The sequence below is a fragment of the uncultured Desulfovibrio sp. genome (assembly GCF_944324935.1).
In the GTDB taxonomy this organism is placed as follows: domain Bacteria; phylum Desulfobacterota; class Desulfovibrionia; order Desulfovibrionales; family Desulfovibrionaceae; genus Desulfovibrio.
In genome coordinates this window covers 23,267-35,321 of record NZ_CALUYG010000017.1, presented here as the reverse complement: position 1 = coordinate 35,321, position 12,055 = coordinate 23,267, and the positions used below count along the sequence as shown (strand labels likewise).

The following is a 12,055-nucleotide window of genomic DNA, read 5'->3' as shown; positions in this document are numbered from 1 at the left end:
CAAGCGTGCGCTTGGATCCCTTCAGGTACAAAGGGACGGGCAGGCTGACGCATGCCTGCGGGGCCACTCAGCCATTCCATACGCAAACAAAAAAAAACGTGAGGCCGCCCGCTGTGGCATGGCGAAAGATCGTGTACGTTGTGGCCAGGGCATTGCCGTGCATCGTGCGATGTGCCGGATGCGCCGCAAATATGGTGGAAGGGCGCTTCCGATGCGAGATCGCAGGAAAAGGACCCATCCAGATGATCTGAAGCCAACGACATGCTGCGCCGAAACGTGACGTTCCCGCACCGTGTGCATGGCGCTCCCGTGTGCACGACACGGTGGCCTCCGGCCGGACCCTGACGACCCGTGCAGCGGCTGCTTTTTGGGGAAGCTCATCCAGTGTGGGGCAAGGGGCCGCCTTCCCCGCGTACGGAAGAAAGCCCCGGAAGCTGGAAGAAGCGGCAAGGGGAGAGGCAGGCACGGCACACGTTGCCGCCATCGCACAAAAAACGAATGCGCGCACTGCAACAATGCAGAAAGGCGGCCGGATGTCCGGCCGCCTTCAGCTGTCAAATGGGCATCAGGAAGTTATTCCTGGGGCACATGCTCGATGTTTTCGGGGATCTGGATCATGTCCACGAGCAGAGGCTTGAGGAAGGACCACTTGATGTTGTGGACTTCGTATTCTTCCATCATGTCGCGGATGGCGTCCCAGCAGTTGTGGCAGGGGGCGATGACCAGTTCGGCGCCCGTGTCCTGGAGCTGCTTGAGTTTCATCTTCAGGCCCACATTACGCTGTTTGCGGTACAGGCCGACGCCATTGAAGCCGCCACCGCCGCCGCAGCAGTAGTTATGGTCGCCGCAGGAAGACATTTCCACAAAGTCATCAGCAATGTAGCTCATAATTTCGCGGGTATACTTGCCCAGACCATTGTTGCGTACATAGTTGCAGGAGTCCTGCAGGGTGCAGCGCACCTTGATCTTCTTGGCGGGATCGATCTTGAGCTTGCCGGTACGCAGCGCCATAGCCACCCATTCCACATAGTGCATGAAACGGACCGGCGGATCGCCGTCCGGCTGACCGGCCCAGTAGGGGCCTTCCACCACCGTGGCACGATGGGCATGACCGCACTCGGTGCCGACCACCGTCTTGGGGCGCAGCTTCTCCACGGATTTGTAGATGCGCTTGACGTTGTTGGCCGCACCTTCCCAGTCGCCGGCGAACATGGTGAGGGAGGTGTTTTCCCAGCCTTCGCTCGGCACGGTCCAGTTTTCGCCCGCCACATGGAAGAGGATGGCGGCCTTGGCGATGTCGTCGGGGTAGTGCTTCACTTCGCGGGCATTGAGGATGTACATGATGTCCGCGTCTTCCTTGTCCACAGGGATCTCCAGACCCGGCCATTCGTCGGAGTTTTCGTCCACCATCCATTCGCAGGTATCGAGCCAGTCTTCCTGGGTGACGTCCATCTGCGCGCCGTACACGCGGTGCATGCCGGAACCGATCTTCAGTTCCCACGGCACGAAGCCGTGCTTGAACAGCAGGCCGCGCAGAATGCTGATGAGCACGCCGGTATCGATGCCGTGCGGGCAGTAGAGGGAGCAGCGGTTACAGCAGGTGCACTGGGACCAGGCCACTTCCATGCAGTGCAGCATGAATTCGGTATCGACCTGACCCTTGCGGCGTACCAGCTCGCCGAGCGTGCTGTGGAACTTGTAGGAGGGCACCTGTTTGGGATCCTGATCGTTGGCCTGATAGAGGAAGCAGCTTTCGGCGCACATGCCGCAGCGGGCGCACAGGCTCAGCCAGGTACGGGTGCGAGAGGACTTACAGGCCGCTTCCACGTCGCGCGCAAGGGCTTCCGTGTCCACCTTCAGTTCTTTCATCTGGGCATAATATTTGGCGCCGCCCTTGTCCTGAAGAAGGGTATGGATTTCTTCCTTGGTGGTCAGCGGCTTTGGGGTGCAAAGCATTTCAGACATTAGAGGCTCCTTTCAAAGGAAAAGATGCTGGGGTTGCCCTACTACCAGGGGAACGCGCCGCCACGGGCCGCGCCGCCGCGCTTGATGGCGTAGTCCATGCCGATCTGGGCGCGGGACATGAAGAACAGCGCAATGTGCGAAAGCTTGGTGAAGGGCGCAAGGATGAGGAAGAGCTCGCCGAAGAGCACATGAGCCAGCATCCAGCCTTCATAATTGCCGCACAGCTCGAAGCGGGCAATGATGCCGGTGAGGAAGGGCATGATGGTCAGGAAAAGGATGAGCCAGTCGCCCGCGGTGGTCAGGATGCGCAGCTTGGCCAGACGGACGCGGCGCACGGCGATCAGCACCAGAGCCACCAGGCTGAGGATGCTCAGCAGGTCGGCCAGGCCGGCGGGCAGGGCCGGCAGGGAGATGCCGAACCAGGAATTTTCAAGGATGACGGTGTGCCCGAGCAGGAAGAGAGGCACGAGCACGGCGCCGAAATGCAGCAGGAAAAAGAGAACTGCCGCCACGGGCTGGACGCGCCAGCCGCGGGTCCCGCCGGGGATGAGCCATTTGCCGATGGACGCGATGATGCCGGGGATGGAACGCTCCTTGTGGGAGCGGTAGGCCACACGGTCGGCCTTGCCGTCGAGCCCGGCCACATAGGCGACCATACGGAAGATGAGACCCAGCACGAAAACCGCAAGCGACAGGGTGAACAGCGGGCCAGTCACGAAATTGATCATGTGGAGATGCCTCCTGAAGGACGAAGGTTGACTGTGCGTGGACGGAAGCGGCCGCTACTTCGCGGCAGCGGCGTCCTGCTGCGCGGCAAGAGAGGCGCTGTGGCAGGTACGGCACTCGGTAAGGCGCGGACCGGCGTTATACTTGATGTGGCAGGCCGTACAGGTCGCGTGCATGTAGGCGACCTTCTTGCCTTCGGGCTGGGCGTTCACATCAAGGAACTGGTCGGGGGTGTCGTCGCGGTGACAGGCGGCACAGTCTTCCTTCATGTATTCCACATGCTTGTCATGCGAGAAGAAGACCTTGGGCATCTTGGCGCCGCTGATGCCAGTGTTCTGGAAGGGGATGTACTCCTCGGCCGTGGCGCCGGAAGGCAGGGCAAGGCCCAGCAGCAGCAGGCACGCGGCACACGCCATAACCATCTGTTTCGTGTTTGGGGCTTTCATACAAGTCCTTGTCAAAGGGGCTGAAAATTGTAGCCGGACGGCCCATGCCGCCGCTGGAGCACGCTGCATCACCGACGCGCGCCAGCACCCGCCTGATCCATTGCATCGTCTGGCAAGCCCGCTGCCGCGACAGCAAACAGGCAAGACCGGAGGCATTGCCGAAAACCGTACGGGACATGCTGCGGGAAGGGCGAAAGACGCCCGCAGACGTGCAGTCCGCGGGGTATCGCCAAGACAGGATGCGTTTTGCCTATACCACAGGGCAGGCGGCTAGGCAAGCATCTTTTGTGCGGTAAAAGGATGTCTCGAGCGGGAAAATGCTTCGGCGCGGGAGCGGGACGGAACCGGCACGGGACGAAAAAGCCCCCGGCAAGGGCCGGGGGCTTGACGCGATGACGGAGAAGGAATCGCCTAGGAGCCAAGATCCACGAGAATGGGATTCTCTTCCAGATCTTCCAGGAACTTGTCGGGCCGTTTCCGCTGGTCGGGTACGACGATATCCCCGTGGACGTATTCCCGGTAGCCGGTCCCGGCGGGGATGAGCCGGCCGACGATGACGTTTTCCTTGAGGCCGCGCAGGTAGTCCATCTTGCCCTTGAGCGAAGCCTCGGTGAGCACCTTGGTGGTCTCCTGGAAGGAGGCCGCGGAGATGAAGGAAGAGGTGGTCAGCGAGGCCTGGGTGATGCCCAGCACCAGCGGTTCCGCCGTGGCGGGCTGACGGCCTTCGGCCATGACCTTGGCGTTCTCGGCCTTGAATTCGGCCTTGTCCACCTGCTCGCCCACGAGGAAGCTCGTGCCGCCCGAATCCAGGATGGTCACCTTCTTGAGCATCTGGCGCACGATGACTTCGATGTGCTTGTCGTCGATGCCCACGCCCTGGAAGCGGTAGACTTCCTGGATCTCGTCCACCAGATAGCGGGCCAGATACTTTTCGCCGCGGGTGCGCAGGATGTCGTGCAGTTCGGGGTAGCCTTCGGTGAGGGGATCGCCCGCTTCCACGAAGTCGCCGTCCGTGGCGGTGATGTGCTTGCCCTTGGGCACGAGGTATTCCTTGGCCTCGCCGATCTCGGGCGTGACCACGAGCTTGCGCTTGCCCTTGGACTCGCCGGCATAGGTGACCGTGCCGGAGATCTCCGAGACCACGGCCATGTCCTTGGGCTTGCGGACTTCAAAGAGCTCGGCCACGCGGGGAAGACCACCCACGATGTCCTTGGTCTTGGAGGTCTCGCGCGGCTTGCGGGCGATGATGTCGCCGGCCTGGATGGCCTCGCCGTCCTTGACCATGATGATGGAGCCCACGGGCAGGCTGTACACGGCCGCCGTGTGGCTGGAGGCGCGCATCTTGACGTTGCCCTCGTCGTCGCAGACGGAGACGGACGGGCGGAAGTTGGTGGTGCGGTATTCCATGATGGTCAGGGAGGCCTGACGGGTCACGTCGTCCACCTTTTCCTGTACGGTCTTGCCGTCCACGATGTCGGTGAAGCGGATGGTACCATCCACTTCGCTGACGAAGGGTTCGTTGAAGGGGTCCCATTCGGCCAGCACGATGCCCTTGGTCACTTCCTGGCCGTCCTGCACGTTGAGGCGCGCGCCGTTGGGCAGGATGTACTTTTCCCGTTCGCGTCCCTGCGGGTCCACGATGGAGAGCTGGCCGCTCTTGCCGATGACGAGCTGGACGCCGTCACGGTTGGTGACGGCCTTCACCCGGTTGAAGATGACCCGGCCGGCATTGAGCGCCTCGAACTTGTTCTTTTCGATGGTGCTGGAGGCCGTACCGCCGATATGGAAGGTACGCATGGTGAGCTGGGTCCCCGGCTCGCCGATGGACTGGGCCGCGATGATGCCCACGGTCTCCCCGATGTTGACCAGATGGCCGCGGGCCAGGTCCCGCCCGTAGCAGAGGGCGCAGATGCCGCGCTCGGACTGGCAGGTCAGCGGCGAGCGCACCATGATGGAGGACACGCCGTGCTGTTCCAGGATCTTGGCCTCGGGTTCATTGATGAGAGTATTTTCCGGCAGCAGGACCACGTCCGGGTTTTCGGGATCGTAGACCGGGTAGAGCAGCACGCGGCCGATGGCACGTTCGGAGAGCGGGGTCTTGATGTCGCCGCCGTCCTTGAGGTGGGTGAGCTCCACGCCGTCCACCGTGCCGCAGTCATGTTCGGAGACGATGACGTCCTGTACCACGTCCACGAGACGGCGGGTCAGATAACCGGAGTTGGCCGTCTTGAGGGCGGTGTCGGCAAGACCCTTGCGTGCGCCGTGGGTGGAGGTGAAGTACTGCAGCACCGACAGCCCCTCACGGAAGGAGGAGGTGATGGGCGTTTCAATGATTTCCCCGGACGGCTTGGCCATGAGGCCGCGCATGCCGGCGAGCTGCCGCATCTGGTCCTGGTTGCCTCGAGCCCCGGAGTTGGACATCATAAAGATGGGGTTGAAGCTCTGGTTCTTTTCCTGTCGTCCGGTTTTGGGGTCGGTCAGGACGTCGTAGGAGATCTCCTTGGTCATCTCCGCGGAAACGTCCTGCGTGGCCTTGGTCCAGACGTCCACGACCTTGTTGTACTTTTCGGTACGGGTGATGATGCCGTCCCGGTACTGGCGTTCGATGTCGTCCACCTCGGCCTGGGAAGCGGCCAGGATGTCCTTCTTGCGGGCGGGGATGGTGAGGTCCTTCACGCCGATGGTCACCCCGGCGCGGGTGGCGAACTCGTAGCCCATGTCCTTGAGCCGGTCGCAGAGGATGACCGTGGCCTTGATGCCGCACTGACGGTAGGCCGCGCCCACAAGGCGGGCGATGTTCTTCTTGGTGAGGATGAGGTTCACATGCTCGAAGCCCAGTTCGGGCGGCAGGATGTTGCTCACCAGCACGCGACCGGGCGTGGTGTCGTAGATCTTGCCGTCGGACATGCGTACCCGGATGCGGGCGTGCAGGGAGACGGAGCCGGCGTCGTAGGCGGCTTCCACTTCCCACGGGCCGCAGAAGGTCATACCTTCGCCTTCCTCGAAGCTGCGTTCGGCGGTCATGTAATAGAGGCCGAGCACGATGTCCTGTGAAGGCACGATGACCGGGCCGCCGTTGGCCGGCGAGAGGATGTTGTTGGTGCTCATCATCAGCACGCGGCATTCGATCTGCGCCTCCACGGACAGCGGGATGTGTACGGCCATCTGGTCGCCGTCGAAGTCCGCGTTGTAGGCGGAGCAGACGAGCGGATGCAGACGGATGGCCTTGCCTTCCACCAGCAGGGGCTCAAAGGCCTGGATGCCCAGACGGTGCAGGGTCGGGGCGCGGTTGAGCAGGATGGGATACTCCCGCACCACTTCGGAGAGAATGTCCCAGACCACCAGCTCTTCGCGCTCCACCATCTTCTTGGCGCTCTTGATGGTGGTGGCATGCCCGCGTTTCTCCAGCTCCGAGTAGATGAAGGGCTTGAAGAGCTCCAGCGCCATCTTCTTGGGCAGGCCGCACTGATGCAGCTTGAGGTAGGGGCCTACGGTGATGACCGAACGGCCGGAGTAGTCCACGCGCTTGCCCAGCAGGTTCTGGCGGAAGCGGCCCTGCTTGCCCTTGATCATGTCGGAGAGGGACTTGAGGGGCCGGCCGTTGGTCCCGGCGATGGCGCGGCCGCGGCGGCCGTTGTCGAACAGGGCGTCCACGGCTTCCTGCAGCATGCGCTTTTCGTTGCGGATGATGATCTCCGGCGCGCCCAGCTCCATGAGCCGCTTGAGGCGGTTGTTGCGGTTGATGACGCGACGGTAGAGGTCGTTCAGGTCGGAGGTGGCGAAGCGGCCGCCGTCCAGCGGGACGAGGGGGCGCAGCTCCGGCGGGATGACCGGGATGACTTCCATGATCATCCATTCGGGCTTGTTGCTGGATTCGAGGAAGGCCTCGACGATCTTCAGCCGCTTGGTGATCTTCTTTTTCTTGGTCTGGCTCTTGGTGGTCTCGCCTTCCTCGCGCAGCTCGATCCGCAGTTTCTCGAGGTCCAGCTCTTCCAGCAGCGAGCGCACGGCCTCGGCGCCCATGCCCACGGTGAGCACGTCGTCGGTGCCGTAGTGATCCAGGATCTGGAGGTACTGATCCTCGGAGATGACCTGTTGCTTCTGCAAATTGGTCTGGCCGGGATCAAGCACGATGTAGGAGTCGAAGTAGAGCACCTTTTCCAGATCGGCCATGGTCATGTCCAGCAGGGTGCCGATCTTGGAGGGCAGGGTCTTCAGGAACCAGATGTGGGCCACGGGCGCGGCAAGCTCGATGTGGCCCATGCGCTCGCGGCGCACCTTGGAAGCGATGACTTCCACGCCGCACTTTTCGCAGACGATGCCGCGATGCTTCATGCGCTTGTACTTGCCGCAGTTGCATTCGTAGTCCTTCACGGGGCCGAAGATCTTGGCGCAGAACAGGCCGTCCCGCTCCGGCTTGAAGGTACGGTAATTGATGGTCTCCGGTTTCTTCACTTCGCCGTAGGACCATGCGCGGATGGACTCGGGCGAAGCGATGGAAATCTGGATGGCTTTCAGGTTGCGGATGTTGGTCACGTTGGCTGACGTGCCGCGTACGGTGAAGAGATCGTCCAGGCTCATATAGCTACCTTGCTTGTCAAAAGCTCGTTACAGTCCTTGCCTCTGGCCGGCTGATGCCGGCAGCTACTCGTCCACTTCCTGCTCGCGCATGAAGCCGACGCGCTTGGGCTTTTTCTTGCCTTCTTCCTCGTGCAGGGTCACGTCGAGGCCCAGGCTCATAAGTTCTTTTACGAGCACATTGAAGGACTCGGGCAGGCCCGCTTCGAGGAAGTTGTCGCCCTTGACGATTTTTTCGTACATCTTCACACGGCCCGTCACGTCGTCGGACTTGACCGTGAGGAATTCCTGCAGCAGATAGGCCGCGCCGTAAGCTTCCAGGGCCCAGACTTCCATTTCCCCGAGACGCTGGCCGCCGAACTGGGCCTTGCCGCCCAGAGGCTGCTGGGTCACGAGGCTGTAGGGGCCGGTGGAGCGGGCGTGGATCTTTTCGTCGACCAGGTGGTGCAGCTTCAGGATATACATGACGCCGGTGGTCACGCGGTTCTTGAAGGGCACGCCCGTACGGCCGTCATAGAGCACGGTCTTGCCGTCATGCGGCATGCCGGACTTGACCATCCAGCCCCAGATCTCGTCTTCCGTGGCGCCGTCGAAGACCGGCGTACGGGTCACGATGCCGTTGCGCAGCTTCTTCACCGAGGCGATGAACTCCTCGTCGTCCATGCTGTCCACGAGTTTGTTGATGGCCTCGGAGTTGAAGACGTCCTTCACGTCGGCGCGCACCGTGGCCACGGCCGCGCCGGAGTCCACCAGCTCGGCGAGCTGACGGCCCAGCTCCTTGGCGCCCCAGCCGAGGTGGGTCTCCATGATCTGGCCGATGTTCATACGCGAGGGCACGCCCAGCGGATTGAGCACGATGTCCACGGGACGGCCGTCGGCAAAGAAGGGCATGTCCTCTTCCGGCAGGATGCAGGAGACGACACCCTTGTTCCCGTGACGGCCGGCCATCTTGTCGCCCACCGAGAGCTTGCGCTTGATGGCGATGTAGACCTTGACCATCTTGATGACGCCGGGGGGCAGGTCGTCGCCTTCGGTGACCTTTTCGCGCTTGGAGTCATAGATGCCCTTGAGGTACTCCACCTCCAGGTCATAGGCGCGCAGCAGTTCGGCCACGTTGTCGTTGACTTCCTTGCTCTTGAACAGGCCGGCAAGCTTCTTGACCGGGATCTGCTCGAGCTGCTCTTCGCTCAGGGCCGCGCCGGCTTCCACCAGCACCTCGCCCTTTTTCTTGCCGGGCACGGTGGTGGCCACCTGTTTGCCGACCACATGGGGCGCGATGAGCGTGCGCGTCCGTTCGGAGAGGGCGCGCAGGTGATCGGCTTCCTTCTGGTCGAGCACCGCGGTCTCATGGGCCTCGATGGCCAGGGTGCGCTCGTCCTTCTCGCCGGAGCGACGGTTGAAGACCTTGACGTCGATGACCGTGCCTTCCACTCCCGGCGGGACCTTGAGGGAGGTGTTCTTCACGTCGCGGGCCTTTTCGCCGAAGATGGCCCGCAAGAGCTTTTCTTCAGGGGTGAGCTGGGTCTCGCCCTTGGGGGTGATCTTGCCCACCAGGATATCGTCGGGCTTCACGGCCGCGCCGATGCGGATGATGCCGCTGTCGTCGAGGTTGCGGAGCATGTCCTCGCTGACGTTGGGAATATCACGGGTGATCTCTTCCGGTCCCAGCTTGGTGTCGCGGGCCACCACTTCAAAGTCTTCGATGTGGACGGAGGTGAAGATGTCCTCCTTGACCACGCGCTCGGAAATGAGGATGGAGTCCTCATAGTTGTAGCCGCACCAGGGCATGAAGGCGACCACGAGATTCTTGCCCAGCGCCAGCGTGCCTTCATCGATGCCCGGGCCGTCGGCCAGGATCTGGCCTTTCTTGACGATCTGGCCGGGACAACAGGTCGGCTTCTGGCCGAAGCAGGAGTTCTGGTTGGATTTGTGGTACTTGAGCAGATCGTAGGCCTTGACGCCGCCGGACTGCTTGAACAGCCCGCCCTCATAGGCCACCACGATGCGGTCGGCGTCGGCGTATTTGACCACGCCGTCGGCCGGGGCCACGATGCAGGCGCCGGAGTCGCGCGCCACGTCCACTTCCATGCCGGTGCCCACCAGCGGCTTTTCGCTGCGCAGCAGCGGCACGGCCTGGCGCTGCATGTTGGAGCCCATGAGCGCGCGGTTGGCGTCGTCATGCTCCAGGAAGGGGATGAGCGCGGCGGATATGGACACCATCTGGCTGGGCGAGATGTCCATGAGGGTCACCTCGTCGCGGGAGCGCATCTCCACTTCGCCCTTGACGCGCACGGTGACGAATTCGTCGGCCAGACGGCCGTCGGCGTCGATGCGCACATTGGCCTGGGCCACCACGGCATCGGCTTCGCGCGAGGCGTCAAGGTGCACGATCTCGTCGGTGACGCAGCCGTCGCGAATGACGCGGTAGGGCGTTTCGATGAAGCCGAAGTCGTTGACCTGTGCAAAGGTGGTCAGCGAGACGATGAGGCCGATGTTCGGGCCTTCCGGCGTCTCGATGGGGCAGATGCGGCCGTAGTGGGAGGTATGCACGTCGCGCACTTCAAAGCCGGCGCGCTCGCGGGTCAGACCGCCGGGCCCCAGAGCGGAGAGACGCCGCTTGTGCGTCACTTCGGACAGGGAGTTGGTCTGGTCCATGAACTGCGAGAGCTGGGACGTGCCGAAGAATTCCTTGAGCACGGCCGCCACCGGCTTGGGATTGATGAGGTCGTGCGGCATGAGCGTGGAGATCTCCTGCAGGCTCATCCGCTCCTTGATGGCGCGTTCCATACGCACGAGACCGATGCGGTACTGGTTCTCCACCAGTTCGCCCACCAGGCGGACGCGGCGGTTGCCCAGGTGGTCGATGTCGTCGGCGGGGCCGTGGCTGTCCTTCAGCTGCACGAGCACCTTGATGGCGGTCAGGATGTCGTGGTCGTTGAGGGTGCGGTTTTCCAGCAGGGCGTGGAATTTTTCCTCAAGGGTCTTGCCGTCCTCGTTGACGAGCTTTTTGTCGTAGGCGGACAGCTCGACCCCGGCCATTGCCTGCGGGGTGAGGGCGAGGCGCTGGTTGAGCTTGTAGCGGCCCACGGGCGACAGGTCGTAGTAGTCGGGATTGCGGAAAAGATTGTCGAAGAAGCTGGCCGCGATCTCCGCCGTGGGCGGGGAAGAGGGGCGCAGACGGCGGTAGATCTCCTCCTGGGCCTTTTCCTGATCCGCGATGCGGTCCTGCATGAGGGTGTCGCGGATGGAGGAGGAGGTGTCCGTCCCCTTGGTGTGCAGCACGGCGATACGCCGGATGCCCGCATCCCGCATGCGTTCCAGCAGGCCGGGCGTGATCTCGTCGGCGGCTTCGGCCAGCACTTCGCCGCTGCCCTCGGCCACGACATCCTCGGCAAGGAACATGCCGTCGAGCGTGTCCGGGCGCACTTCGATGGTGGGGATGCCCGCTTCGCAGATCTGCCGCCAGCCGCGCTTGGTGATGAGCTTGCCCGCCTTGACGAGAACCGTGCCGTCAGGGGCGGCGATGTCGGCGTAGGCATTGTCCTTGCGGTAGAGATCCTTCTCCACTTCCCAGAACAGGCGGTCGGGATCGGCGAGCTGGTAGTGCTCGCGGGTGTAGAAGTAGTCGAGGATGTCCGTCTTGCTCATGCCCATGGCTTTGAACAGGATGGTGGCGGGCATCTTGCGGCGGCGGTCGATGCGGACGTAGAGGATGTCTTTGTGGTCGAAGTCGAAGTCGAGCCAGGAACCGCGCATGGGGATGACGCGGCAGGAGTAGAGCACCTTGCGGCTGGTGTGCGTCTTGCCGCCGTCGTGCTCGAAGATGATGCCGGGCGAGCGCTGGAGCTGGTTGACGATGACGCGCTCGGTCCCGTTGATGATGAAGGTGCCCTTTTCGGTCATCAGGGGCAGGGTGCCGAAGTAGATGTCCTGCTCCTTGATGTCCCGGATGGTCCGGTTGCCGGAGGCTTCATCCATGTCATAGACCACAAGGCGGACCTTGATGCGCACGGGCGCTTCATAGGTGAGCCCCTTGGAGATGCATTCGGCCTGATCGTACTTGGGTTCCTGGACCTCGTAGCTCACGAACTCCAGGCTGGCGGTCTTGTTGAAATCTTCGATGGGGAAGACGGTGTGGAACACGCCTTCCAGCCCTTCGTCGGGCTTGCGGTCGGCCTCGGCCACGCCTTCCTGCAAAAACTTCTCGTAGGAGTCTATCTGAAGATTGAGCAGGTGAGGGATGGGGAGCGAAACTTTGATTTTGCCGAACTGTTTGATAAGCTGGCCCATGCTGTACCTCAGTTGGGTAGCGGTTGCGCTTCGGTTCCTGACGCCGGGTG

5 protein-coding genes are annotated in these 12,055 nt (G+C 62.5%); all 5 read right to left on the bottom strand.

Going from position 1 to position 12,055, the window contains the following annotated elements; all coding sequences use genetic code 11:
- Nucleotides 1–573: 573 nt before the first annotated feature.
- Nucleotides 574–1,965, bottom strand: a complete 1,392-nt coding sequence (hmcF, locus tag Q0J54_RS05595; protein ID WP_296304478.1) for a sulfate respiration complex iron-sulfur protein HmcF — start codon at nt 1,963–1,965, stop codon at nt 574–576.
- Between the two features lie 41 nt (nt 1,966–2,006).
- Entirely contained in the window at nt 2,007–2,693 is a 687-nt protein-coding gene (gene hmcE / locus Q0J54_RS05590; protein ID WP_296304477.1) for a sulfate respiration complex protein HmcE, read from the bottom strand.
- Between the two features lie 54 nt (nt 2,694–2,747).
- Nucleotides 2,748–3,107, bottom strand: a complete 360-nt coding sequence (locus Q0J54_RS05585) for a cytochrome c3 family protein (protein WP_296304476.1) — start codon at nt 3,105–3,107, stop codon at nt 2,748–2,750.
- A 441-nt stretch (nt 3,108–3,548) separates the two neighbouring features.
- On the bottom strand, nt 3,549–7,718 hold the full coding sequence (gene rpoC, locus Q0J54_RS05580) for a DNA-directed RNA polymerase subunit beta' (RefSeq protein ID WP_296304475.1): 4,170 nt from the start codon (nt 7,716–7,718) through the stop codon (nt 3,549–3,551).
- 63 nt (nt 7,719–7,781) lie between these two features.
- Nucleotides 7,782–12,005, bottom strand: a complete 4,224-nt coding sequence (rpoB, locus tag Q0J54_RS05575; protein ID WP_296304474.1) for a DNA-directed RNA polymerase subunit beta — start codon at nt 12,003–12,005, stop codon at nt 7,782–7,784.
- Nucleotides 12,006–12,055 lie beyond the last annotated feature (50 nt).